The sequence below is a fragment of the Pelomonas parva genome, from assembly GCF_043555835.1.
Taxonomy (GTDB): Bacteria; Pseudomonadota; Gammaproteobacteria; order Burkholderiales; family Burkholderiaceae_C; genus Pelomonas; species Pelomonas parva.
Window position 1 is genome coordinate 169,373 of the sequence record NZ_JBIGHV010000011.1, and the last position, 25,262, is coordinate 194,634.

Genomic DNA, 25,262 nt, shown 5'->3' on the forward strand with positions numbered 1-25,262 from the left:
GCCAATCGGTCGAGCCGTGTCGCGGAAGGTTCTTCAACCAGCCAACTCCCTGGAAGCCGGGGCATGAGGTGAGCGAAAGATGATGCAGCAATACCAGGGCAACTCCTACCTGTTCGGCGGCAACGCGCCGTATGTGGAGGAGATGTACGAGGCCTACCTCGACAACCCGGGCTCCGTGCCCGACAACTGGCGCGCCTATTTCGACGCGCTGCAGCATGTGCCTGCTGTCGACGGCAGCGAGTCTCCCGACGTGGCCCATGCGCCCGTCATCGAGTCCTTCGCCCAGCGCGCCAAGGCCAACGCCTTCGCCAACAAGGCGTCCAGCGCCGATCTGGCCGTCGCCCGCAAGCAGGTCCACGTCCAGTCGCTGATTGCGGCCTACCGCTTCCTCGGCAACCGCTGGGCCGAGCTGGACCCGCTCAAGCGCGCCGAGCGCCCCAAGATTCCCGAACTCGACCCGGCCTTCTACGACCTGACCGAGTCCGACATGGACATCTCGTTCAGCGCCGTGAACAGCTATTTCGGTGGCGAGACGATGACGCTGCGCCAGATCGTGCAGGCGCTGCGCGAGACCTACTGCGGCTCCATCGGCTCCGAGTTCATGCACGGCTCCGACCCCGGCGAAAAGCGCTGGTGGCAGGAGCGCCTGGAAAAGGCTCGCGGCAAGCCGTCCTTCACGGCTGAAGAGAAGAAGCACATCCTCGACCGCCTAACCGCGGCCGAAGGCCTGGAGCGTTACCTCCACACCAAGTACGTCGGCCAGAAGCGCTTCTCGCTGGAAGGCGGCGAGAGCTTCATCGCCGCCATGGACGAGCTGATCCAGCGCGGCGGCGAGCGCGGCGTGCAGGAAATCGTCATCGGCATGGCCCACCGCGGCCGCCTGAACGTGCTGGTCAACACGCTGGGCAAGATGCCCGCCGACCTGTTCGCCGAGTTCGAGCACAAGGCCGCCGAAGACCTGCCGGCCGGCGACGTGAAGTACCACCAGGGTTTCAGCTCTGACGTGTCCACGCCTGGCGGCCCGGTGCACCTGAGCCTGGCGTTCAACCCGTCCCACCTGGAAATCGTCAACCCGGTCGTCGAAGGCAGCGTGCGCGCCCGCCAGGACCGCCGTGGCGACACCGTCGGCGCCCAGGTGCTGCCGGTGCTGGTGCACGGTGACGCGGCCTTCGGTGGCCAGGGCGTCGTGCAGGAGACGCTGGCCATGGCCCAGACCCGTGGCTACCGCACGGGCGGCACGGTCCACATCGTCATCAACAACCAGATCGGCTTCACCACCAGCGACCCGCGCGACCTGCGCTCGACCTGGTACTGCTCCGACGTCGTCAAGATGATCGAGGCGCCCGTGCTGCATGTGAACGGTGACGATCCCGAAGCGGTCGTGTGGGCCACGCAGCTCGCGATGGACTACCGCGCGGAGTTCAAGAAGGACGTCGTCCTGGACATCGTCTGCTTCCGCAAGCTGGGCCACAACGAGCAGGACACGCCGGCCCTGACCCAGCCGCTGATGTACAAGAAGATCGCCCAGCATCCCGGCACCCGCAAGGTCTACGCCGACAAGCTGGTGACCCAGGGCGTGCTGCCTGCAGAGGGCCCGGACGAGATGGTCAAGACCTACCGCGCCGCGATGGACGAAGGCCGCCATACCGTCGATCCCGTGCTGACCAACTTCAAGAGCAAGTTCGCCACCGACTGGTCGCCCTTCCTGGGCAAGAAGTGGACAGACAACTGCGACACCGCCATCCCGGTGACTGAGTGGAAGCGCCTGTCCGAGAAGCTGACGACGCTGCCCAAGGACTTCGCACCGCACAACCTTGTTGCCAAGCTCTACAACGACCGCGCCACGATGGGCCGGGGCGAGGCCAACATCGACTGGGGCATGGGCGAGTCCATGGCCTTCGCGTCGCTGGTGGCCTCCGGCTACCCGGTGCGCCTGTCCGGCGAGGACAGCGGCCGTGGCACCTTCACGCACCGCCACGCCGTCCTGCATGACCAGAACCGCGCGAACTGGGATGACGGCACCTACATTCCGCTGCAGAATGTTGCCGATGGCCAGGCCCCGTTCACCGTCATCGACTCCATCCTGTCGGAAGAGGCTGTGCTGGGCTTCGAGTACGGCTACGCCGCCGCCGAACCCAACACGCTGACCATCTGGGAAGCCCAGTTCGGCGACTTCGTCAACGGCGCCCAGGTCGTCATCGACCAGTTCATCGCCTCCGGCGAAGTGAAGTGGGGCCGCTCCAACGGCCTGACGATGATGCTGCCGCACGGCTACGAAGGCCAGGGCCCCGAGCACAGCTCGGCGCGCCTGGAGCGCTTCATGCAGCTGGCCGCCGACAACAACATGCAGATCGTGCAGCCCACCAACGCCGCGCAGATCTTCCATGTGCTGCGCCGCCAGATGCTGCGCATGTTCCGCAAGCCGCTGGTCATCATGACGCCCAAGAGCCTGCTGCGGGCCAAAGACGCGACTTCGCCGCTGTCGGACTTCACCAAGGGCGAGTTCAAGACCGTCATCGGTGAGCAGAGCGCCGACATCGTCGCCGACAAGGTCAAGCGCGTCATCGTCTGTTCGGGCAAGGTCTATTACGACCTCGTCAAGGCTCGCGCCGAGAAGAAGGCGGGCGACGTCGCCGTCATCCGCGTAGAGCAGCTCTACCCCTTCCCGCACAAGGCCTTCGCGGCCGAGCTGAAGAAGTACCCGAACGCCACCGACATCGTCTGGTGCCAGGACGAGCCGCAAAACCAGGGTGCCTGGTTCTTCGTGCAGCACTATGTGCACGAGAACATGCTCGACGGTCAAAAGCTCGGCTACGCCGGCCGCCCGGCCAGCGCCAGTCCCGCCTGCGGCTACGCCCACCTGCACCAGGAGCAACAGAAGGCGCTGCTGGATCAGGCCTTCGCCAAGCTCAAGGGCTTCATCCTCACCAAATAAGACTGCGTTGCGCGGCGCCATCGATGGCGCTGCGCTCGCTCGCGCCTGCGCACATCACACCCAATAAAAGACACGGAGCCTCACACCATGGCCATCGTTGACGTTCAAGTTCCCCAGTTCTCCGAATCCGTTTCCGAGGGCACGCTGCTGACCTGGAAGAAGAAGCCCGGCGAAGCCGTCACTGTCGACGAGACCCTCGTCGAGATCGAGACCGACAAGGTGGTGCTGGAAGTCCCGGCACCCGCCTCCGGCGTGCTGGGCGAAGTCCTCGTGGCTGACGGCAGCACCGTCACCAGCCAGCAGCTGCTGGCCAAGATCGACACCGAAGGCAAGGCCGGCGCTGCTGCGCCTGCCGTAGCCCCCGCAGCTGCACCCGTGGCCGCAGCAGCCCCGGCCGCTGCCGCCAACAAGGGCGATGTGGCCATGCCCGCCGCCGCCAAGATCCTGGCCGAGAAGGGCCTGGCTGCGACTGACGTCGCCGGCTCCGGCAAGGACGGCCGCGTCACCAAGGGCGACGCCCTGGGCGCCGCCGCCAAGCCAGCAGTCGCGGCCCCGGTCTCCGTGGCCGCCCCTGCCGCCAAGCTGCTGCCCGCCGTGGCCGCCCCGGCGCAGGCCAATCTGGGCGACCGCCCCGAGCAGCGCGTGCCCATGACCCGCCTGCGCGCCCGCATCGCCGAGCGCCTGGTGCAGTCGCAGTCCACCAACGCCATCCTGACCACCTTCAACGAAGTCAACATGGCCCCGGTCATGGAGATGCGCAAGAAGTTCCAGGAGAAGTTCGAGAAGGAGCACGGCGTCAAGCTCGGCTTCATGAGCTTCTTCGTCAAGGCGGCCGTCGCGGCGCTGAAGAAGTATCCGATCATCAACGCGTCGGTGGACGGCAACGACATCGTCTACCACGGCTACTTCGACATCGGCATCGCCGTCGGCTCGCCGCGCGGCCTGGTCGTGCCGGTGCTGCGCAACGTCGACCAGATGAGCTTTGCCGACATCGAGAAGAAGATCGCCGAGTTCGGCCAGAAGGCCAAGGACGGCAAGCTGTCCATCGACGAGCTGACCGGCGGCACCTTCTCCATCTCCAACGGCGGCACCTTCGGCTCCATGCTGTCCACGCCCATCATCAACCCGCCGCAGTCGGCCATCCTGGGCGTGCACGCGACCAAGGACCGTGCGGTCGTCGAGAACGGCCAGGTCGTCGTGCGCCCGATCAACTACCTCGCCATGTCCTACGACCACCGCATCATCGACGGCCGAGAAGCCGTGCTGGGTCTGGTGACGATGAAGGAAGCGCTGGAAGACCCGGCGCGTCTGCTGTTCGACATCTGACGCGATGTCCTTGGCCCCTCGCGTGATCATCCTTGCCGGGCCCAACGGGGCCGGCAAGACGACGTTCGCGAGGGAGTTCCTGCCGCAGGAGGCGCAGTGCCCGGTCTACATCAATGCTGACCTGATCGCTGCTGGCCTGGCACCGTTCGCGCCAGAAACGGCGGCGCTCGCGGCGGGGCGCCTCATGCTGGCGGAGATCGAGCGGCATGCGAAGCGCGGCGAAAGCTTTGCATTCGAGACCACGCTGAGTGGGCGCGCTTACGCGAGGTCCATTCAACGTTGGAAGCAGGCGGGTTACCGTATCGAGCTGTTCTTTCTGCGGCTGCCGAATGCCCAGTACGCCATCGAGCGGGTGGCTCAGCGCGTGCGGCAAGGTGGGCATCACGTTCCTGCAGATGTCATCGAGCGTCGCTTCCAGGCAGGCTTGGACAATTTGGAACATGTGTACAAACCGTTGGTCGATGCGTGGATGCTGATTGACGCATCCAGCGCGTTCTTCGATGTACTTGACTGGAGCGACTCATGAAAACCACCAGGCCGACCGCGCCGCCGCCACTGTCCACAGCCAAGTCTCCCGACTTCCGCAACGCAGCCGCCGCGTTCGAGCGGGCACGCCAGCGCGCGCATGACATCGCCCGGCAGACCAACACCTATTTGGTCGTCCAGCAGGACGGCCAACTCGTCAAACTGAAAGTGAATTGATTCCATGACCACCAAGCAATTCGACGTCGTCGTCATCGGCGGCGGCCCCGGCGGCTACATCGCGGCCATCCGCGCGGCCCAACTGGGCATGAACGTGGCCTGCATCGACGAGTGGAAGAACGACAAGGGCGGCCCCGCCCTCGGCGGCACCTGCACCAACGTTGGCTGCATCCCGTCCAAGGCGCTGCTGCAGTCCAGCGAGCACTACGAGCAGCTGAACCACCACTTCGCCGACCACGGCATCACGGCCGACAACGTCAAGATCGACGTCGCCAAGATGCTGGCCCGCAAGGACCAGGTCGTGAAGCAGAACAACGACGGCATCGTCTACCTGTTCAAGAAGAACAAGGTCACGTTCTTCCACGGTCGCGGTTCGTTCGTTGCCGCCAAGGATGGCGGTTATGAGCTCAAGGCCGGCGAGGAAACCATCGCCGCCAAGCAGGTCGTCATTGCTACCGGTTCCAACGCCCGCGCGCTGCCCGGCGTGCCGTTCGACGAAGAGCACATCCTGTCCAACGACGGCGCCTTGCGCGTCGGCGCGACACCCAAGAAGCTGGGCCTGATCGGCGCCGGCGTCATCGGCCTGGAGATGGGCTCGGTCTGGCGCCGCCTGGGCGCGGAAGTCACCGTGCTGGAAGGCCTGCCGGCCTTTCTCGGCGCGGTGGACGAGAGCGTCGCCAAGGAAGCCGCCAAGGTCTTCAAGAAGCAGGGCCTGGACATCCAGCTCGGCGTGAAGGTCGGCGAGGTGAAGACCTCGAAGAAGGGCGTCAGCGTCGCCTACACCGATGCCAAGGGCGAGGCCAAGACGCTCGACGTCGACAAGCTCATCGTCTCCATCGGCCGCGTGCCCAACACCATCGGCCTGGGTGCCGATGCGGTCGGCCTCAAGCTGGACGAGCGTGGTGCCATCGTCGTCGACGATGACTGCAAGACCAACCTGCCGGGCGTCTGGGCCATCGGCGACGTGGTGCGTGGCCCCATGCTCGCGCACAAGGCCGAGGAAGAGGGCGTGGCGGTGGCCGAGCGCATGGCCGGCCAGCACGGGCACGTGAACTTCAACACCATCCCTTGGGTCATCTACACCAGCCCCGAGATCGCCTGGGTTGGCAAGACCGAGCAGCAGTTGAAGGCCGAAGGCGTGGCCTACAAGGCGGGCCAGTTCCCCTTCCTGGCCAACGGTCGCGCCCGCGCGCTGGGCGACACGACCGGCTTCGTCAAGTTCCTGGCCCACGCCACCACCGACGAGATCCTGGGCGTGCACATCATCGGCCCGTTCGCCTCGGAGCTGATCTCCGAGGCCGTCGTGGCGATGGAGTTCAAGGCCTCGGCCGAGGACATCGCGCGCATCTGCCACGCCCACCCCAGCTTGAGCGAAGCGACCAAGGAAGCGGCGCTGGCCGTCGACAAGCGCACGCTGAACTTCTGATCGGGCAACGCGAGCAACAAGGGGCGGCCATCCAGTCGCCCCTTTTTCTTAGATGACCAGCGTCACTGATCTCTACCAGCAGACCCTCACCGAGCGCGGCTTCAAGGCCGACGCCGCGCAGCTGCGCGCCATTTCAGCGCTGCAGCGCTGCCAGGACGAGTGGGCCAGCTACAAGGCCCGCCGCGCCAACGCGGTGACCAAGCTGCTGGTGCGCCCGCCCATCCCGCGCGGCGTCTACATGTACGGCGGCGTGGGGCGGGGCAAGAGCTTCCTGATGGACTGCTTCTTCCAGGCCGTGCCCTTGCAGCGCAAGACGCGGCTGCACTTCCACGAGTTCATGCGCGAGGTGCACCGGGAACTGCAGGAGTTGAAGGGCATCGCCGACCCGCTGGATGAACTTGGCAAACGCATCGGGCGGCGCTTTCGCCTCATCTGCTTCGACGAGTTCCACGTCGCCGACGTGACCGACGCGATGATCCTGCATCGCCTGCTGGTCGCGCTGTTCCGCAACCGCGTGTCCATCGTCACGACGTCCAACTTTCACCCGGACGAGCTGTATCCCAACGGCCTGCATCGCGACCGCATCCTGCCGGCCATTGAGCTGTTGAAGGCGCAGCTGGAGGTCATCAACGTCGACGCCGGCACGGACTACCGGCAGCGCACGCTGGAGGACATGAACCTCTACCTGACGCCGATCAACGACGCGAACGAAACCGCGCTCACCCAGGCCTTCGAGGCCCTCGCCGAGGCGCAGGACGAAGACAACAAGCTGATGATCGAGCACCGCGCCCTCTACGCGCGGCGGCGCGCCGGCGGCGTCGTCTGGTTCGACTTCCAGACGCTCTGCGGTGGGCCGCGTTCGCAGAACGACTACCTGGAGCTGGCCAGCCAGTTCCACACCGTCATCCTGTCCGACGTGCCGGAGATGCCGGTGCGCCTGGCCAGCGAGGCGCGGCGCTTCACCTGGCTGGTGGACGTGCTGTACGACCGCCGCGTCAAGCTCATCATCTCGGCCGCCGTGCCGGCCGACCAGCTCTACACGGAAGGGCCGCTGGCCCACGAGTTCCCGCGCACCGTGTCGCGCTTGCAGGAGATGCGCTCGGCGGAGTACCTTGCGCTGGCCCGGCGCGATGTCGACACCTCCTTGACCTGATGACCACGCTGCTGATCCTGCTGGCCGCTGCGGCTGCTTCCGCTCCGCTGAGCCAGCCCGCCACACGCGCCGAAGTCGCCACGCAGCGCGCCGCCGTCGAGCAGCGCTTTGCCCGCGAGGAGGCCGAGTGCGAGCAGCGTTTCGCCGTCAGCCCCTGCCTGGAGGACTTGCGCAAGCGTCGCCGGGATGCGCTGGCGCCGTTGATCCGGTATGAGCACGAGCTGGACGCCGAGGAGCGCCGCGCCCGTGCTGCCGCCCAGGCGCAGCGCGTGAAGGAGCGCGAGCAGGCCGCTGTGCAGGAAGAGGGCCGCCGCCGCGAGCGCCTGCTGACCGCACCGCCGCCGGCACCGCCGTCACAGCCAGCTTCTCACCCCGTGAAGGCGCGCAGCGCCGAAGCGGTGGAGCGCGAGGGCCGCCAGGCCGCCGCACAGGCCGAGCGGGTGGCCGCGCAGCGCCGCGAACTCACGCAGCAGCGGCAGCAGCAAATGCGCGAACGCCTGGCCGAGCGGCAAGCGCGTGAGAAAGCGCGCACCAAGCCGCGTGCCGCGCCGCTGCCCTTGCCGGGTGCCTCGGCCGCATCGAAATAGTCAGTCCAGGTTTTCGACCTTGACGATGGCCAGCGACAGGTTGTCGCCGCCGCCGCGGGCGCGCTGACGCGCCTTGCTGACCAGCAGCTCGGCCGCCTCGCGCGGCGGCAGGCTGTAGAGCACGCTGCCCAGTTCCTGGGCGGTGAAGTAGTGCCACAGGCCGTCGCTGCAGCACATCAACGTGTCGCCCACCTCCAGGCCCTCCAGGCGCTCCGACGTCGAGGTCGGGTCCTGCACCGTGCCCAGGCAGGCCGTTAGCAGGTTGCTCTGCGGATGCGAGCTGGCCTCGGCCTCGGTCAGCTGGCCTTCGTCGACGAGGCGCTGCACGTAGGAATGGTCCATGGAACGCTTGACCAGCCGCGCGCCGCGAAACCAGTACAGGCGCGAGTCACCGGAGTGAATCCAGTGCACGCAGCGGTCGCTGGTGACGACGAAACCGGCGATGGTGCTGTGCGGCTCCTCTTCGGCGGAGATGGCCGTCAGCTTGATCATCAGGTGCGCCTCGGACGTGATCTGGCCGAGCAGCTCGGCGGGCGACTCGTCATCGGGCGAATAGCGCTCGAACAGCTGCTGCGCCGTCAGGATGACCTGGTCCGCCGCCTTGCGGCCGCCGCTCTTGCCACCCATGCCGTCGGCCACGATGCCCATTACGCAGCCCTCGATGCGCGGGTGGGCGATGACGGCCACCTGGTCCTGCTGATAGGCGCGATCCCCGCGATGGGTGCCGGTGGCGGCGTTGAGTCGGAAACCGACGGCGGAGGAGGAGGCCATGCCGAAAACTATACTGGCCCGTTCGCTTTCACCCGTCGCGACCTTCCCTTGCAACCCCCCGGAATGGATGAACAACTTCACTCGTTGACGCGGCGGCTGATCGAGTTGCGCATGGAGCATGGCGACCTCAACGCGATGATCGACCGTCTGGTCGAACAGCCGCCGCTGGACGAACTGGCCTTGCAGCGTTTGAAGAAGCGCAGGCTGGCGCTGCGCGACCTGATCGCCAAGCTGGAAGCCTCGACCGAGCCCGATGACCTTGCCTGACCAGGAGCTTGACGACTGGCTGGACGCGATGGACGGGGCCACCCCTCCCGCCCCGCCCGCCGCCGACGAACTCGAACAGGCCGTGCTGGCCGCTTTCGATGTCGACGGCCCGCTGGCGCGCCTGGACAAGGGTTACAAGCCGCGTGAGCAGCAACTGCAGATGAGCCGCGCCGTGGCCCGCGCGCTGGCACGCCGCCACGCGCTGGTGGTCGAGGCCGGCACCGGCGTCGGCAAGACCTTCGCCTACCTCGTGCCCACGCTGCTGGCCGGCAGCCGCGCCCTCATCAGCACGGCGACCAAGAGCCTGCAGGACCAGCTCTTCCTGCGCGACCTGCCCAGGCTGACCAAGGCGCTGAACATGCCGGTGCGCCTGGCCTTGCTGAAGGGGCGCAGCAGTTACCTGTGCCTGCACCGCATGAAGGAGGCGCGTGTGTCCGGCGAGTTCCCGGACCGGCGCACGGCGCTGTCGCTGGCCCGCATCGAGCGCTGGGCGCTGGGCACGACGACTGGCGATTTCGCCGAGATCGACGGCCTGGACGAGCGCTCGCCCATCATTCCCATCGTCAGCTCCAGCCGCGAGAACTGCCTGGGCCAGGAGTGCCCGGACTGGAAGGCCTGCTACGTGGTGAAGGCGCGGCGCGAGGCGATGGAGGCCGACATCGTCGTCGTCAACCACCACCTGTTCTTCGCCGACATGACGCTGCGCGACACGGGCGTGGCCGAGCTGCTGCCCAGCGTCGAGATCGCCGTCTTCGACGAGGCCCACCAATTGGCGGAGGCCGGTGTGCAGTTCCTCGGCACGCTGCTGGGCACGGCGGCGCTGATCGACTTCGCTCGCGACATGCTGGCCCAGGGCCTGGCGCATGCGCGGGGTGTGCACGACTGGCAGGCCCTGCATGCGGCCGTCGAGAAGGCAGCACGCGAACTGCGCCTGGCGGCCGCCGGTCCGCTCGCCACGGCCGGCCGCGAGCTGCGCGGCACGCTCAAGCTGGGCTGGAAGGAACGTGCCACGCAGCCGGCCTTTGGCGCGGCGCTGGTGGGCGTGGAGACGGCTTGCGCGCAGGCGCTGGAAGCGCTGACCGCCGTGCGCGAGGCCGCCCCCGACTTCGCCCGCCTGTGCGAACGCGCCCAGGAGTTGCGCGATCTGGCCAAGCGCTTCGCCACCGACCCCGACCCGGGCGATGTCCGCTGGATCGACATCAGCCCGCATGCGGCCCGCCTCGTCGAGTCGCCGCTGGACATCCGCGAGGCCATGCAGGCACAGCTCGAAGGTCCGCCCAAGGCCTGGGTGTTCACGTCTGCCACGCTGGGCGACGATGACGGCCTGACCTGGTTCACCGAACCCGCCGGCCTGAGCGGCGCTGAGGTGCTGCGCGTCGGCAGCCCCTTCGACTACCCCGCCAACGCGCGCCTGTACGTGCCGCGCGGCTTCCCCAAGCCCAGCGAGCCGACGCACCCGCCCAGCGTCGCGCTGCTGGCCTCGCGGCTGGCGCGGGCGCTGGGCGGCCGCACCTTTGTGCTGACCACGACGCTGCGCAACCTGCAGACGGTGGCGGACGCGCTGCGCGAGCGCTTCGAGGAGGGCGGTGATGCGATTGCCGTGCTGCAGCAGGGCGCGCTGCCGAAGCGGATGCTGTTGCAGCGCTTCATCGACAACCCGGCTTCGGTGCTGGTCGGGTCCGCCAGTTTCTGGGAGGGCATCGACGTGCCCGGCGACGCGCTGCAATGCGTCGTCATCGACAAGCTGCCCTTCCCGCCGCCCAACGACCCGCTCGTGGAGGCGCGCGTGCAGCGGCTGGAGGCCGAAGGCCGCAACGCTTTCTCGGAGTACTTCGTCGCCGAGGCGGCCATCGCGTTGAAGCAGGGCGCCGGCCGCCTCATCCGCACCGAGACCGACCGCGGCCTGCTGGTGGTGTGCGACCCGCGCATGGCGGGCATGAACTACGGTCGCCGCCTGCGCGCCGCACTGCCGCCGATGACCGCGGTGGCCAATGAGGCGGAGGCGCTGGCCTGGCTTCAGCTCCTCAATGCAGAACGGGCCTGACGGCCCGTTCAATCCAGTTCAGCGGCGCTTCGCGCTCACCAAATCTTCCACCAGGGCTTGTTGCGCTGGGTGCTGTTGCTGCCGTAAATGCTCTGCGGGAAGTTCTTGTCCAGCACGCGGCGGGCGTCGTCGCGCAGCTGGGTCAGGCCCAGCTTGTCGTAGCTCTCGCTCATGATGAACAGCGCTTCCTCGATGCCCGGCGCGTACTGGAACTCGGCCACCGCCGACTGCGCGCGGTTGGCCGCCGCCACATAGGCCTTGCGGTTGAAGTAGTAGCGCGCCACGTGCACCTCGTAGGCGGCCAGCGTGTTGGAGATGAAGTTGGCGCGCGTCGTCGCATCGGCCGCGTAGCGCGACTCGGGGAACTGCTCCACCAGCTGGCGGAAGGCCAGCAGCGCCTCGCGCGAGGCCTGCTGATCGCGCTCGGACACATCCTGGTTGGCCAGGCGGCCGAACAGGCCCAGGTCCTCGTTGAAGTTGACGATGCCCTTCATGTAGAGGGCGTAGTCCATGGCCGGGCTGGACGGGTTGAGCTTGATGAAGCGATCCAGCGTCGACACCGCCTGCGCGCGCTCGGCCGTCTTGTAGTAGGCCCAGGCCAGGTCCAACGTGGCCTGCTGGCCCATCGTCGTGCCGGCGGCGCGGCCTTCGATCCGCTCCAGCGTCTTGATGGCGCGGTCGTAGCTGCCCGAGTTCAGGTCGTCCTTGGCGTCTGCATACAATTTGTCGAGCGCGGCCTGGGAGTTCGGGTCGTCCTTGGCGGTGGAGCCGCAGCCGGTCATGGCCAGCATGACCGCCATCAGGACAGCGCCGGCGGCGATGCGGCCGGCCTTGAATTTCTCAACAAACATGTCTGAAGTCGGGGCTTAGCTGCCGGCCGGTCACACTGAACAATGGACGCGGAGTATAGGGTGGGGGGTCAAGACGATTTCGAGCAGGACGCCGAGGACAGCGGCGATGTGGAAAGGCGCGTGGCCGATGTCGACGCGGCCGGCCATGGCGAGCGCCTGGACCGCTGGCTGACGACGCAAGCGCCGGAGTTCTCGCGCAATCACCTGCAAGCGCTGATCGAACGCGGCTGCGTGCTGGCGGACGGCAAGCCCGTCACCAAGCCCGCGCACCGGCTGCGTGCCGGCCAGCGCATCGAGATCGAGCTGCAGCCCACCGACGAAAGCCGCGCCTTCCGCGCCGAGGCGATGGCGCTGGACTTCGTCTACGAGGACGAGCACCTGCTGGTCGTCAACAAGCCGGCCGGCTTAGTCGTGCACCCGGCGGCGGGCAACTGGTCGGGCACGCTGATGAACGGCCTGCTGGCCCACCACGCCGCTGCCGCCACGCTGCCGCGCGCCGGCATCGTGCACCGGCTGGACAAGGACACCAGTGGTCTGATGATCGTCGGCAAGACGCTGGAGGCCGTCACGGCGCTGAGCCGCCAGATCGCCGCCCGCGAGGTGCACCGCGAGTACCTGGCACTGGCCTGGGGCCGCGCCGACGAGGCCTTCGTCGTCGAGCTGCCGCTGCGGCGCGACCCGGTGTCGCGCGTGAAGATGGCCGTGGCGCCGGCCAACATGGGCAAGCCGGCGCGCACAGACGTCTTCCCACTCGGTGTGGGCGAGGTCGATGTCGGCGTGCAGATCCGGCCCGTCAGCGCCGTGCACTGCGTGCTGCACAGTGGTCGCACGCACCAGATCCGCGTGCACCTGATGCACCGCGGCCACCCGCTGGTGGCGGACACGCTCTACGGCGGCCTGGCCGCCCTGGGCCTGGCGCGCCAGGCCTTGCATGCGGCGCGGCTGACCTTCACCCATCCGGTCACCGGTGCAGCGCTGGCGCTGACCGCGCCGCTGCCTGCGGACCTGGCCGCAGCCTGGGCTCAAATCGGCGCCGCCAGCCTGCCCGATTGACATGGCTACAATGCAACCCGGTTGTTGTGGCAGCCAGCGCGCCCCGAAGTGACAAGACGGGCGCGACCCGCGCGGTAAGCAGTCCATCCGCCCGCCGGTCAACCACCCCGATCGCGTCCCGCTGGAAGGCTGTTGAGTCCCACGGTGGCGCCCGGACAGACCCCGTCCGTTTCGTCTGAGGAACGCTGTGAGCGCCCAGACCCCCGGACGGATTGCCAGACCTGGCTTGATGAGGGCGCATTTGCGTTCATGAACACCCCGGATGCCAAGCGCGTCCTTGAGACCGCGCTGATCTGTGCCTCGCAACCGCTGACGCTGCGCGAGATGCGCAGCCTGTTCGCCGACGAACTCGGTGCCGACAGCGTGCGCAGCCTGCTCGACGAACTTTCCCGCGACTGGGAAGGCAAGGGCGTCGAGCTGGTGGCGCTTGCCTCGGGCTGGCGCTTCCAGAGCCGCCCTGAGCTGCGCGAATACCTCGACCGGCTGCACCCCGAGAAGCCGCCGCGCTACTCACGCGCCGTGCTGGAGACGCTGGCCATCATTGCCTACCGCCAGCCGGTCACGCGTGGCGACATCGAGGACATCCGTGGTGTCGTCGTCGCGACGCAGATCGTCAAGCAGCTCGAAGACCGCGGCTGGATCGAGGCCATCGGTCACCGCGAGACGCCCGGTCGCCCGGCGCTGTACGCGACGACCAAGGCCTTCCTCGACGACCTGGGCCTGGCCAGCCTTGAACAACTGCCGGCGCTGGAAGCCGGTGGCGAGGCGCCCGCCTTCGAGGCGCTGCAGGGCCAGTTGCTGGCCGATGCCGACGAGGCGCCCGTCGAAACGCCGGAGGCCCCTGCGCTGTCGCAGAGCCTGTTTGGCGCCGATGGCACGCCTGCACTCCCTGATTCCGATCCTTCCGAACCCAACCTTCCGCCCCCGCAACCTCAGCCCCAATCCGCATGAACGACGCCGCCGACCAAGACAAGCCCCTGCCTCCCGCCGCCGATGCCGAGGCGCCCGCCGCGCCCAAGCGGCGCCGCACGACGGCCAAGGCCGCTGCCGACGCTGCGCCTGAGGCGGCGCCCGAGCCGGTCGAAGCCGCCGTGCCGGTGAAGCGCACGCGCCGCAAGGTCGAGGTCGTGGTGGAAGAAGCTGCCGCAGCGCCCGAAGCAGCGCCTGCCGAGGAAGCGCCGGCACCGGCCCGCAAGCGCGCACCGCGCAAGACGGCGGCCGTGGCCGACGAGGCCGCACCAGCAGTCGTGGCGGAGGCGCCGGCGCAGTTGCCGATCTTCACGCTGGCCGAACCGGCGCCGGCCGAGGCGGCACCAGCGAGCGGCACTGCGGACGAAGGCGAGGAGGGCGAAGGCGGAGAGGGTGACGACGGCGAGCGTGGTGGCCGCAGCCGCAATCGGCGCCGCAACCGCAAGGATCGCGCTGATCGCCCGGCGGTGGCCACGGCCGGCGCCGATGGTGCGGGCGATCTGCCCGGCGGCCCGGTGTCCACACCGGCGCTGGTGGAAGCTGCGGGGGCGCGCTTCGCCGATGTGCTGTCGGGCAACCTGGATGCGGAATCCGAAGGCCCGGCCGGCGAGCCGCCGACGCTGCGGCCCGAGTCGGCTGGCGACGGCGACGGCGAAGAGGTCGCTGAAGGCGAGACCAAGCGCGTGCTGGCCGCCGACGTCGACGCGCCCAAGCTGCAGAAGGTGCTGGCCCAGTCCGGCATCGGCTCGCGCCGCGACATCGAGGAGTGGATCGCCGAGGGCAAGATCGAGGTGAACGGTGAGGTCGCCCATGTCGGCCAGCGCATCTCGTTCGGCGACCGCGTGCGCGTCAACGGCAAGGATGTGCGCGTGCGCATCTCGCCGCCCAACCCGCGCATCCTGGCGTATCACAAGCCCACCGGCGAGGTCTCGACCTTCAACGACCCGGAAGGCCGCCCGACGGTGTTCCGCTCGCTGCCGCGCGTGCAAGGCCAGAAGTGGCAGTCCGTCGGCCGCCTGGACATCAACACCGAAGGCCTGCTGCTGTTTACCAACTCCGGCGAACTGGCCAACCAGCTGATGCACCCGCGCTTCGGCGTCGAGCGCGAGTACGCGGCCCGCGTGCTGGGCGCGCTGAGCGACGAGCAGCGCGCCAGGCTGCTGGAAGGCGTCAATGTCGAAGGGCAGGTGGCGTCCTTCAAGAGCATCGAGGACGGCGGCGGCGAAGGCGCCAACCGCTGGTATCGCGTTGTCATCACCGAAGGTCGTAACCGCGAGGTGCGCAAGCTCTTCGAGGCGGTCGGCATGGTGGTGAGCCGCCTGATCCGCATCCGCTACGGCACCGTCGTGCTGCCGCGCGGCCTGAAGCGCGGCGTCTGGGTGGAGCTGGGCGACGACGACGTGCGCGTCATTCGCCGCCTGGCCGGCCACACGTCCAACAGCGGGCAGGGCCAGCAAGCGGAAGGTTTTAACCCAGGCCAGCGGCCTAACCCGGGCCAAGGTGGGCAGCAGGGCAGGCCCCAGCCGCAACAGCAGCAGGGCAACAAGAACGACCGCAACAAGCGCCGCAACGACGAGCGCCACAGCGGCAGTGGCGGCCCGCGCCCCAGCCGCCCGCCGGAGGCGCCGCAGCAGCAGGCGCGCCCGCTGCGCGAGGAACGCGCACCGCGCCGTGATGACGACGAGGACGACGGCTTCATTCCGCCGCACATCAATCCGTTGGAGCAGACCTTCGATCGGCGCCAGGCCACCAGCAAGCGCGGCTTCCCGCAGGGCTTCGGGGCCGGCGGCAGCCAGCAGGACAAGCAGCCCGGCAGAGGTGCCGGCAACAAGGGCAACGGCCCGCGCGAGCCCGATCCCCTGCAGACTGCCGTGGGCTATATCGGTGGCGATGCCTTCCTGCGTCGCGGTGGCGGCGGCGGTGGTCGCGGCGGCAAGGGCGGCGGCGGTGGTGGCCGTTCCGGCGGCGGCTACGGCGGTCGTCGCTGACGCGGCTTGGGTGACCCTGACTAGGGTCATCCCTGCCCGCTACAATCGCAGGCTTTGTCCAATACAGCCCTTCAGGAGAACTCCATGGCGATCGAAACCACCCTGTCCATCATCAAGCCCGATGCCGTGGCGAAGAACGTCATCGGCCAGATCTACGCCCGTTTCGAAGGCGCCGGCCTGAAGATCGTCGCGGCCAAGCTGGTCCAGCTGTCGCGCGCCGATGCCGAGGCCTTCTACGCCGTGCACAAGGCTCGCCCGTTCTTCAACGACCTGGTGAACTTCATGATCAGCGGCCCGGTGATGATCCAGGCGCTGCAAGGCGAAGGCGCCATCCTGAAGAACCGTGACCTGATGGGCGCGACCGATCCGAAGAAGGCCGAGAAGGGCACCATCCGCGCCGACTTTGCCGACAGCATCGACGCCAACGCCGTGCACGGCTCCGACGCTGCCGAGACGGCCGCCGTCGAAGTGGCGTTCTTCTTCCCGGGCATGAACGTCTACGCTGCCAAGTAACCCCCAACGGGGTCGGTGACCCCGGCCCAGGAAGTTCGTATGGACGCGGTCAACCTTCTCGGTTTCGATCTGCAAGGCCTTGCCGCCTACTGCGAGCAACTGGGCGAAAAGAAGTTCCGTGCGACCCAGCTGTTCCGCTGGGTCCACCAGAAGGGCGCGTCGGACTTCGAGCAGATGTCTGACCTCGCCAAGTCCTTGCGCGACAAGCTCAAGGGTCGTGCACAGATCAGCGCCTTGCCGGTGATCTCCGAGCATGTCTCGGCAGACGGCACGATCAAGTGGCTGTTCGATGTCGGCAATGGCGATGCGGTCGAGGCCGTGTTCATCCCCGAGGACGACAGAGGCACGCTGTGCATCTCCAGTCAGGCCGGCTGTGCGGTGGGCTGCCGCTTCTGCTCGACGGGCCACCAGGGCTTCAGTCGCAACCTCAGCACCGCCGAGATCACGGCCCAGCTCTGGTTCGCCGAGCACAACCTGCGCAAACGCCTCAATTCGACGGAGCGTGTCATCTCCAACGTCGTCATGATGGGCATGGGCGAGCCGCTGCAGAACTACGACCAGCTCGTACCGTCGCTGAAGACCATGCTGGACGACCACGGCTATGGCCTGAGCCGCCGCCGCGTGACGGTGTCGACCTCCGGCGTCGTGCCCATGATCGACCGGCTGCGCGAGGACTGCCCCGTGGCCCTGGCCGTCAGCCTGCACGCACCGACCGACCCGCTGCGCGACCAACTCGTGCCGCTGAACAAGAAGTACCCCATCGCCGAGCTGCTGGACGCCTGCAACCGCTACCTGGAGAAGGCGCCGCGCGACTTCATCACCTTCGAGTACTGCATGCTGCAGGAGGTGAACGACTCGCCCGAGCAGGCGCGCGAACTGGTCAAGCTGGTGAAGAACAGGGTTAGCTGCAAGATCAACCTGATCCCGTTCAACCCCTTCCCGGCCTCGGGCCTGACGCGCAGCACGGATGCACGCGTGAAGGCGTTTGCCGAGGTGCTGGTCCAGGCCGGCATCGTCACGACGGTGCGCAAGACGCGCGGCGACGACATCGACGCCGCCTGCGGCCAGTTGGCCGGTGAAGTGCAGGACCGCACCCGCGCGCATATCCGCATGGTCAGGGCCCCCGTGTCGGTGGCCAAATCCTCGTGATGAAACTGCCGAGCACCCGATGAAGCGATTGCTGACTGTCCTGTTCTGCGCCTTGCTCGCCGCCTGCGCCAACACCGGCACCGCGCCGGCGGCCGACCGCGAGATCAAGACCGACTCCGACCAGACGGAAGGCGACCGCCGCGCGGCGATCCGGCTGGAGCTGGCCCAGGGCTATTTCTCGCGCGGCCAGTTCCCGACGGCGCTGGACGAGCTCAAGATGGCGCTGCAGATCAAGCCCGACATGCGCGAGGCCGTCAATCTGCGCGGCCTCATCTACGCGTCCATGGGCGAGCACCAGCTCGCCGAGGAAAGCTTCCGGCGCGCGCTGGCGGTCTATCCCAACGACCCCGACACGCTGCACAACTATGGCTGGTTCATGTGCCAGCAGCGACGCTGGCCGACGGCTGATTCGCTGTTCGACCAGGCGCTGGCCCAGTCCACCTACCGCGCACCGTCCCGCACCATGCTGGCCAAGGGCGTCTGCGAGGCCCGCGCGGGCCGGATGCTGGTGGCCGAGAAGACGCTGCAGCGCGCCTTCGAGCTGGACCCGGGCAGCCCGGTCATCGCGGTCAACCTGTCCGAGGTGCTGTTCCGCAACGGCGAGCTGGAGCGGGCGCGCTTCTACGTGAAGCGCGTCAACGACCAGCCCGAGCAGGTCAATGCGCAGAGCCTGTGGCTGCAGCTGCGCATCGAGCGCCGGCTGGGGCGCACCGGCATCGTCGAGGACCTGGCCCTGCAGATGCGCCGCAAGTATCCCCAGTCGCCCGAGACGCAGGCGCTGGACGCCGGCCGCTACGACGAATAAGCCGCTGCGCGGCAAGCACAACAACAACACGATGCAACCCATCTCCGAGGGGCGTGACAGCCAACCCACCACCGCCGGCGCCTGGCTGAAAAATGCCCGCCAGCAGCGTGGCCTGCACATCGCGGCACTGGCCGTCATGCTCAAGGTGCCCCAGGCCAAGCTGGAGGCCCTGGAGGCCGACCGCTTCGATTTGCTGCCCGACGCGACATTCGCCCGGGCGCTGGCGACCGCCGTCTGCCGCGCGCTGAAGGTCGACCCTGCTCCCGTGCTGGGCCTGCTGCCGCGCAGCAACGAGCACGGCTTCGACGTGCGCCCGGGCCTGAACCAGCCCTTCCGCGAGCGCGGCGGCGGCAGCGCCCTGGACGACGGCGTGCTGGCCTTGTTGAAGCGCCCGATCGTCTGGGGGCTGGCGCTGCTGCTGATCGCGGCGGCGGCCGTCTTCTGGGTGCCGGCCAGCTGGCTGCCCGAGCGCGACACGTCGGGCGCGCCGGTGGCCGCCTTCCCGCCGGCCTCTGCTGTGGCCTCCGGAGCGAGCGCGCCGGCCATGGAATTCGTGCCCGCGCCGGCCGCCGTGCCAGAGCCGGTGGCTTCCCTGCCTGCCGCGCTGCCCGCCTCCGCACCGACCACCCCGGCGTCGTCGCCGCTGCCGGAGCGCGCCGCTGCGCCGGTTCCGGCCGGTGGCGCCGTGCTGCGCGTGACGGCCCGCACCGAGAGTTGGGTCGAGGTCACGGATGCCCAGGGTCAGGTCTTGCTGTCGCGCGTGCTGCGCCAGGGCGAGCAGCAGGAGTTCAGCGGCGCGCCGCCCTACAAGGTCCGCGTCGGCAACGTCAGCGGCACCGGCATCGAATGGCGTGGCAGCGCCGTCGACCTGGCCGCCCGCGCCAGCAACAACATCGCCCGTCTGGAGTTGAAGTGATGAGCGAACTGATCATTCCCGAAGCCATGCCGGCACCGCGCCGCAGCCGCCAGGCGCGCGTCGTTTGGGGCAGCCGTGTCGTCACCGTCGGCGGCGACGCGCCGGTGCGCGTGCAGTCCATGACCAACACCGACACGGTGGACGCTATCGGCACGGCCATCCAGGTCAAGGAGCTGGCGATTGCCGGCTCTGAGATGGTGCGCATCACCGTCAATACGCCCGAGGCCGCCGAGCAGGTGCCCTACATCCGTGAGCAGCTCGACCGCATGGGCATCGACGTGCCGCTGGTGGGCGACTTCCACTACAACGGCCACCGCCTGCTGACCGAGTACCCGGCGATGGCACAGGCGCTGTCCAAGTACCGCATCAACCCCGGCAACGTCGGCAAGGGCGACAAGAAGGACCGTCAGTTCGCCATGATGGTCGAGGCCGCGGCGAAGTATGACAAGGTCGTGCGCATCGGCGTCAACTGGGGCAGCCTGGACCAGGAGCTGCTCGCGCAGTTCATGGACGAGAACGCCCGCCGCGCCCAGCCGTGGGATGCCAAGCCGGTCATGTACCAGGCGCTGGTCGAGTCCGCGCTGACCTCGGCCGCCTACGCCGCCGAGCTGGGGCTCAACCCCGACAACATCATCATCAGCTGCAAGGTCAGCGGCGTGCAGGACCTGATCTCGGTCTACCGCGAACTGGCCCGCCGCTGCGACTACGCGCTGCACCTGGGCCTGACCGAAGCCGGCATGGGCACCAAGGGCACGGTGGCCTCAAGCGTCGCGTTAGGCATCCTGGCGCAGGAAGGCATCGGCGACACCATCCGCGTCAGCCTCACGCCGCAGCCGGGCGAGTCGCGCACGCAGGAGGTGGTCGTCGCGCTGGAGATCTTGCAGGCGCTGGGCCTGCGCCACTTCAACCCCAGCGTGACCGCCTGCCCCGGTTGCGGCCGCACGACCAGCACCACCTTCCAGGAACTGGCCAAGCAGATCGACGACTTCCTGCGCCTGCAGATGCCGGTCTGGCGCAACAAGTACCCCGGCGTCGAGGAGATGAAGGTGGCCGTCATGGGCTGCATCGTCAACGGCCCCGGCGAGAGCAAGCATGCCGACATCGGCATCAGCCTGCCCGGCACCGGCGAGGCGCCGGCGGCGCCCGTCTTCATCGACGGCCAGAAGGCGCTGACGCTGCGCGGCGACAACATCGCCAACGAGTTCCACGCGCTGGTCGAGAACTACATCGAGAAGCGCTTCGGCGCGACCGCTACCGCATGAGTGACAACAAGAAGGTCCAGCCGCTGCAGGCGGTGAAGGGCATGAACGACATCCTGCCGCCGGAGTCGGCGCGCTGGGAGTCTCTGGAAGCGACGATGCGCGGCGTGCTGCAGCGCTACGGCTACAGCAACGTGCGCGTGCCGATCGTCGAGCCGACGGCGCTGTTCGTGCGCGGCATCGGCGAGGTGACCGACATCGTCGAGAAGGAGATGTACGCCTTCGAGGACCGCGCCGACAAGCACGGCCAGGCCGAGCACCTCGCGCTGCGCCCCGAGGGCACGGCCGGCGTCGTGCGCGCCATGATCGAGCACAGCTATCTGCGCGACAGCCCGCGCCGGCTCTACTACGTCGGCCCGATGTTCCGCCGCGAGAAGCCGCAGAAGGGCCGCTACCGCCAGTTCCACCAGATGGGCATCGAGGCCCTGGGCTTCGTCGGCCCGGACGTGGATGCCGAGGTCATCCTGCTGGCGCGCACGCTGTGGCGCGAACTGGGGCTGAAGGAAGGCGTGGACGTCACGCTGGAGATCAACTGCCTGGGTCAGCCCGATGAGCGCCGCGCCCACCGCGAGGCGCTCATTGCCTATCTCGAACAGCACCAGGACGTGCTGGATGAGGAGGCGAAGCGCCGCATGTACGCCAACCCGCTGCGCGTGCTGGACACCAAGAACCCCGCCATGCAGGCCATGGCCGAGGGCGCGCCCAAGCTGCTGGACTACCTTGGGCCCGAATCGCTCGCGCACTTCAACGGCGTTCGGGCGCTGCTGGATTCGGTGGGCCTGGCCTATCGCATCAACCCCCGCCTCGTGCGCGGGCTGGACTACTACAACCTCACCGTCTTCGAGTGGGTGACCGACAAGCTCGGCGCCCAGGGCACGGTCTGCGCCGGCGGCCGCTACGACGGCTTGGTCGAACAGCTCGGCGGCAAGCCCACGCCGGCCGTCGGCTTCGGCATGGGCCTGGAGCGGCTGCTGCTGCTGCTGGAGACGCTGGGCCTGCAGTCGCCGGCCACGGCGCCTGACGTCTACGCCGTCGTGCCCGAGCCCGCCGAACTGCCGCGCATCCTGCCGACGCTGGAGGCGCTGCGCGCGGCCGGTGTGAGCGTGCAGATGCACGCCGGCGGTGGCTCGTTCAAGTCGCAGTTCAAGAAGGCCGACGGCTCCGGCGCGCGTTACGCGCTGGTGTTCGGCACCGACGAACTGGCGCGCGGCGAAGTGGCCGTCAAATCGCTGCGGGATGGCGCCGAACAGGTCGCCCGCCCCCTCGCCGACGTGGCCGCCTGGGCGGCCGAGTTGCGCACCGCATAATCCCGGGCCCTGCCCGTACCACGCTGTATTCCGCTCATGGCATCGCATCTCGACCTCGAAGAACAAGAACAACTCGACCAGCTCAAGGCCTTCTGGAAGCGCTGGGGCAATCTCATCACCTGGCTGATCACCGCCGCGCTGGCCGCTTTCGCCGCCTGGCAGGGCTGGAACTGGCACCAGCGCGAGCAGGCCGCCAAGGCGTCTGCGATGTACGAGGAGTTCGACCGCGCGCTCACGGCCCAGGACGCCGACAAGGCCGCCGCCGCTGCGGCCGACCTGAGGGCGGGCTTCGCCGGCACCGGCTTCGCGGCCCAGGCTGGCCTGCAGGTCGCCAAGCTGCAGCTCGACAAGGGCAAGGCCGACGAGGCCAAGCAAAACCTGGCCTGGGTGGCCGAGCACGGCTCCGAGCCGCCTTATCGCGACCTCGCCCGACTGCGCTTGGCGGGCCTGCAACTCGACGCCAAGGCCTACGACGAAGCGGCCAAGACGCTGGACGCGATCAAATCCCCGGAGTTCGCCGCCCTCGTGGCCGACCGCCGTGGGGATGCGCTCCTCTTGCAGGACAAGCGCGACGCCGCCAAGGCCGAGTATCAGAAGGCGCTGGCCGGCCTGGACAAGACCCAGGACTACCGCCGCATCGTCGAAGCCAAGCTGGCCACGCTGGGCGTGCCCACCGTCGTCGAAACCACCGGAGCCGCGCAATGAAGCGCCTCGTTCAGATCACGCTGATCGCGCTGGCGGCAGCGTCGCTGTCGGGCTGCTCCACCGTCACGTCGACGTGGAATAACTGGTTCGGCGATGCCAAGAGCAGGCCCGCCGTGCTGGAGGTGCTCACTGGCCCGGCCGCCGGCCGCGTCGTGTGGAGCGCCAAGGGCGATGACGTCACCTTCCCGCTCAGCATCGCCACGCCGGGCGACCGCTTCGTCGTCGCCAGCACCGACGGCACGGTGCGCGCCTTGGCCGCCGCCGATGGCCGCGAGCTGTGGCGCGGCACGGCCGGCGCCAAGCTGGCGGCTGGCATCGGCAGCGACGGCCGCTTCGCCGCCGTCGTCAACCGCGACAACGAACTGGTCGTGCTGGACGCCGGCCGCGTCGTCTGGAAGAAGGCGCTGCCTACGCCCGTCATCGCCGCGCCGCTGGTGGCCGGCGAGCGCGTGTTCGCGCTGACGCTGGACCGTCAGGTCATCGCCTTCGACGCGCTGGACGGCCGCAAGATCTGGGAGCTGCGCCGCCCGGGCGAGCCGCTGACGCTGGCCAAGGCTGGCGTGCTGATGGCCTACAAGGACACGCTGATCGTCGGCCAGGGCGCGCGCCTGGCCGGTGTCGACCCGCTGAAGGGCCAGTTGCGCTGGGAGGCCAGCGTGGCCACGCCGCGCGGCACGAATGAGGTCGAACGCCTCGCCGACCTCGTCGGCCCGGCCGTGCGCCAGGGTGAGGTGATCTGCGCGCGCGCCTTCCAGTCTGCCGTCGGCTGCGTGAACGCCGAGCGCGGCAGCGCGCTGTGGAACCGCGTCGTCGGCGGCACCAACGGCATAGCCGCAGACGAGCAAGTCGTCGTCGCCGGTGACGCCTCGGACCGCCTGTCGGCCTGGAAGCTGGCCAACGGCGACCTGGCCTGGTCGGCCGACCAGTTTCAGCTGCGCAAGCTGTCCGCGCCCGTGCTGCTGAACAAGCGGGTGCTGGTGGGCGACTACGAAGGCCAGCTGCACCTGCTGGACCGCGACACCGGCAAGACGCTGTCGCGCATCGCCACGGACGGCTCGCCGGCCGCCACGATTGCGCTGCTGGGCGACACCGCCCTGGTCGCGACGAAGAATGGCGGCCTGTTCGCCGTGAAGGCCGAATGAAACCTGTCATCGCCCTGGTCGGCCGCCCCAACGTGGGCAAGTCGACGCTGTTCAACCGCCTGACGAAGTCGCGCGACGCCATCGTGGCGGACTTCGCTGGCCTGACGCGCGACCGCCACTACGGTGACGGCCGCCTGGGCGACCGCGAGTTCATCGTCATCGACACCGGCGGCTTCGAGCCCGACAGCAGCACCGGCATCGTCAAGGAGATGGCCAAGCAGACCAAGCAGGCCGTCGCCGAGGCCGACGCGGTCATCTTCGTCGTCGACATCCGCCTCGGGCTTTCGGCCCATGACAGCGACATCGCTCGCTATCTGCGCAGCGTCAACAAGCGTGTGCACCTGGCCGTCAACAAGGCCGAGGGCATGAGCGAGTCGCCGCTGATGAACGAGTTCCATGAACTCGGCATGGGCGAGCCGCACCCGATCTCGTCGGCCCACGGCCAGGGCATCCGCAGCCTGCTGGACGCGGTGCTGGAGCCGTTCGAGGATGCGACCGAAGAGTTCGGCGCGGGGCCGCAGCAGGACGGCGTCATCCGCCTCGCCGTCGCCGGCCGTCCCAACGTCGGCAAGAGCACGTTGATCAACACCTGGCTGGGCGAGGAACGCCTCGTCGCCTTCGACATGCCGGGCACGACGCGCGATGCGATCTCGGTCGACTTCGAGCGCAACGGCCAGAAGTTCAAGCTCATCGACACGGCCGGCCTGCGCCGCAAGGGCAAGGTCTTCGAGGCCATCGAGAAGTTCTCGGTCGTCAAGACGCTGCAGGCCATCGCAGACGCCCACGTCGTGCTGCTGCTGCTGGACGCGACGCAGGGCGTGACCGACCAGGACGCCCACATCGCCGGCTACATCCTCGACAGCGGCCGCGCCGTCGTGCTGGCCGTCAACAAGTGGGATGCCGTCGACAGCTACCAGCGCGAGACGCTGGCGCGCCAGATCGAGCAGCGCCTGACCTTCCTGAAGTTCGCGCCGATGCACAACATCTCGGCGCTGAAGCGGCAAGGCCTGTCGGCCGTCTGGAACTCCCTGGCCGACGCCTACGCCTCGGCCTACCGCAAGATGACGACGCCGGTGCTGACCCGCCTGGTCGCCGAGGCCGTGGAGCACCAGCAGCCCAAGCGCTCGGGCGTGTCCCGCCCCAAGCTGCGCTACGCCCACCAGGGCGGCCAGAACCCGCCCATCGTCGTCATCCACGGCAATGCGCTGGACGGCGTCACCGAGGTCTACAAGCGCTACCTCGAAGGCCGCATCCGTGCCCACTACAAGCTGGTCGGCACGCCCCTGAAGATAGAGCTACGTTCCTCGAAGAATCCCTTCGACGAAAAGACCTAGGCTGACCTCCGGAGGGACAAAGACGCTGTGTTAAGGTCTTACCCCTAGTCCCCCACTCCC

General features: G+C 68.4%; 23 protein-coding genes. 21 read left to right on the forward strand and 2 right to left on the reverse strand.

All coding sequences use genetic code 11. The annotated features are described in order from the left end of the window. Positions 1 to 79: 79 nt before the first annotated feature. From ACG00Y_RS25130 to ACG00Y_RS25160, 7 genes are all read left to right on the forward strand, one after another. Positions 80 to 2,935 (forward strand): 2-oxoglutarate dehydrogenase E1 component, encoded by a 2,856-nt coding sequence (locus ACG00Y_RS25130; RefSeq protein ID WP_394483720.1) that lies wholly within the window; start codon positions 80 to 82, stop codon positions 2,933 to 2,935. 87 nt (positions 2,936 to 3,022) lie between these two features. Further along, a complete protein-coding gene (odhB, locus tag ACG00Y_RS25135; protein ID WP_394483723.1) occupies positions 3,023 to 4,261 on the forward strand; it encodes a 2-oxoglutarate dehydrogenase complex dihydrolipoyllysine-residue succinyltransferase in 1,239 nt (412 codons plus the stop codon). A gap of 22 nt (positions 4,262 to 4,283) precedes the next feature. Then, positions 4,284 to 4,787, forward strand: a complete 504-nt coding sequence (locus ACG00Y_RS25140) for an ATPase (protein ID WP_394483725.1) — start codon at positions 4,284 to 4,286, stop codon at positions 4,785 to 4,787. Next, positions 4,784 to 4,963, forward strand: coding sequence for a hypothetical protein (locus tag ACG00Y_RS25145; RefSeq protein WP_394483727.1), 180 nt, complete (start codon positions 4,784 to 4,786; stop codon positions 4,961 to 4,963). The genes ACG00Y_RS25140 and ACG00Y_RS25145 overlap by 4 nt, the downstream gene beginning before the upstream one ends. 4 nt (positions 4,964 to 4,967) lie before the next feature. Next, a complete protein-coding gene (lpdA, locus tag ACG00Y_RS25150) occupies positions 4,968 to 6,389 on the forward strand; it encodes a dihydrolipoyl dehydrogenase (protein ID WP_394483729.1) in 1,422 nt (473 codons plus the stop codon). A gap of 52 nt (positions 6,390 to 6,441) precedes the next feature. Continuing rightward, complete coding sequence (gene zapE, locus ACG00Y_RS25155; RefSeq protein ID WP_394483731.1) at positions 6,442 to 7,542, forward strand: cell division protein ZapE; 1,101 nt, start codon at positions 6,442 to 6,444, stop codon at positions 7,540 to 7,542. Next, positions 7,542 to 8,129, forward strand: coding sequence for a hypothetical protein (locus ACG00Y_RS25160; protein ID WP_394483733.1), 588 nt, complete (start codon positions 7,542 to 7,544; stop codon positions 8,127 to 8,129). The genes zapE and ACG00Y_RS25160 overlap by 1 nt, the downstream gene beginning before the upstream one ends. Here the strand turns inward: ACG00Y_RS25160 and ACG00Y_RS25165 are convergent, their stop codons facing one another. Then, complete coding sequence (locus ACG00Y_RS25165; protein WP_394483735.1) at positions 8,130 to 8,900, reverse strand: PP2C family protein-serine/threonine phosphatase; 771 nt, start codon at positions 8,898 to 8,900, stop codon at positions 8,130 to 8,132. 63 nt (positions 8,901 to 8,963) lie between these two features. Between ACG00Y_RS25165 and ACG00Y_RS25170 the strand changes: the two genes are divergently transcribed. Beyond that, the gene (locus ACG00Y_RS25170; protein ID WP_394483737.1) at positions 8,964 to 9,167 is read left to right on the forward strand and encodes a YdcH family protein; all 204 of its coding nucleotides are present in this window, start codon (positions 8,964 to 8,966) and stop codon (positions 9,165 to 9,167) included. A gap of 28 nt (positions 9,168 to 9,195) precedes the next feature. Continuing rightward, on the forward strand, positions 9,196 to 11,211 hold the full coding sequence (locus ACG00Y_RS25175; RefSeq protein WP_394483861.1) for a DNA repair helicase YoaA: 2,016 nt from the start codon (positions 9,196 to 9,198) through the stop codon (positions 11,209 to 11,211). 35 nt (positions 11,212 to 11,246) lie between these two features. Here ACG00Y_RS25175 and ACG00Y_RS25180 read toward each other — a convergent pair whose 3' ends face one another. Continuing rightward, positions 11,247 to 12,062: an outer membrane protein assembly factor BamD gene (locus tag ACG00Y_RS25180; RefSeq protein ID WP_394483739.1), complete on the reverse strand. Its 816-nt coding sequence runs from the start codon at positions 12,060 to 12,062 to the stop codon at positions 11,247 to 11,249. 60 nt (positions 12,063 to 12,122) lie between these two features. On the opposite strand from ACG00Y_RS25180, the gene ACG00Y_RS25185 reads away from it, so the two are divergent. From ACG00Y_RS25185 to der, 12 genes are all read left to right on the forward strand, one after another. Continuing rightward, complete coding sequence (locus tag ACG00Y_RS25185; RefSeq protein ID WP_394483742.1) at positions 12,123 to 13,115, forward strand: RluA family pseudouridine synthase; 993 nt, start codon at positions 12,123 to 12,125, stop codon at positions 13,113 to 13,115. Between the two features lie 249 nt (positions 13,116 to 13,364). Further along, entirely contained in the window at positions 13,365 to 14,066 is a 702-nt protein-coding gene (gene scpB, locus ACG00Y_RS25190) for an SMC-Scp complex subunit ScpB (RefSeq protein ID WP_394483744.1), read from the forward strand. Continuing rightward, positions 14,063 to 16,072: a pseudouridine synthase gene (locus ACG00Y_RS25195; RefSeq protein WP_394483746.1), complete on the forward strand. Its 2,010-nt coding sequence runs from the start codon at positions 14,063 to 14,065 to the stop codon at positions 16,070 to 16,072. Before scpB ends, ACG00Y_RS25195 begins: the two co-directional genes overlap by 4 nt. An 84-nt stretch (positions 16,073 to 16,156) precedes the next feature. Continuing rightward, positions 16,157 to 16,585: a nucleoside-diphosphate kinase gene (gene ndk, locus ACG00Y_RS25200; protein ID WP_394483748.1), complete on the forward strand. Its 429-nt coding sequence runs from the start codon at positions 16,157 to 16,159 to the stop codon at positions 16,583 to 16,585. Between the two features lie 39 nt (positions 16,586 to 16,624). Next, on the forward strand, positions 16,625 to 17,734 hold the full coding sequence (gene rlmN / locus ACG00Y_RS25205; protein WP_394483749.1) for a dual-specificity RNA methyltransferase RlmN: 1,110 nt from the start codon (positions 16,625 to 16,627) through the stop codon (positions 17,732 to 17,734). Positions 17,735 to 17,753: 19 nt separating this feature from the next. Continuing rightward, positions 17,754 to 18,539: a type IV pilus biogenesis/stability protein PilW gene (gene pilW / locus ACG00Y_RS25210; RefSeq protein ID WP_394483751.1), complete on the forward strand. Its 786-nt coding sequence runs from the start codon at positions 17,754 to 17,756 to the stop codon at positions 18,537 to 18,539. Between the two features lie 31 nt (positions 18,540 to 18,570). Beyond that, entirely contained in the window at positions 18,571 to 19,455 is an 885-nt protein-coding gene (locus tag ACG00Y_RS25215) for a helix-turn-helix domain-containing protein (RefSeq protein WP_394483753.1), read from the forward strand. Then, the gene (gene ispG / locus ACG00Y_RS25220) at positions 19,455 to 20,717 is read left to right on the forward strand and encodes a flavodoxin-dependent (E)-4-hydroxy-3-methylbut-2-enyl-diphosphate synthase (protein ID WP_394483755.1); all 1,263 of its coding nucleotides are present in this window, start codon (positions 19,455 to 19,457) and stop codon (positions 20,715 to 20,717) included. Before ACG00Y_RS25215 ends, ispG begins: the two co-directional genes overlap by 1 nt. After that, positions 20,714 to 22,021: a histidine--tRNA ligase gene (hisS, locus tag ACG00Y_RS25225; RefSeq protein WP_394483757.1), complete on the forward strand. Its 1,308-nt coding sequence runs from the start codon at positions 20,714 to 20,716 to the stop codon at positions 22,019 to 22,021. The genes ispG and hisS overlap by 4 nt, the downstream gene beginning before the upstream one ends. Positions 22,022 to 22,057: 36 nt before the next feature. Then, positions 22,058 to 22,726 (forward strand): YfgM family protein, encoded by a 669-nt coding sequence (locus tag ACG00Y_RS25230; RefSeq protein WP_394483759.1) that lies wholly within the window; start codon positions 22,058 to 22,060, stop codon positions 22,724 to 22,726. Then, positions 22,723 to 23,868 carry an outer membrane protein assembly factor BamB gene (bamB, locus tag ACG00Y_RS25235; RefSeq protein ID WP_394483761.1) on the forward strand — a complete coding sequence of 382 codons (1,146 nt, stop codon included), beginning with the start codon at positions 22,723 to 22,725 and terminating at the stop codon, positions 23,866 to 23,868. Before ACG00Y_RS25230 ends, bamB begins: the two co-directional genes overlap by 4 nt. Further along, a complete protein-coding gene (gene der, locus ACG00Y_RS25240) occupies positions 23,865 to 25,202 on the forward strand; it encodes a ribosome biogenesis GTPase Der (protein WP_394483763.1) in 1,338 nt (445 codons plus the stop codon). Before bamB ends, der begins: the two co-directional genes overlap by 4 nt. Positions 25,203 to 25,262 lie beyond the last annotated feature (60 nt).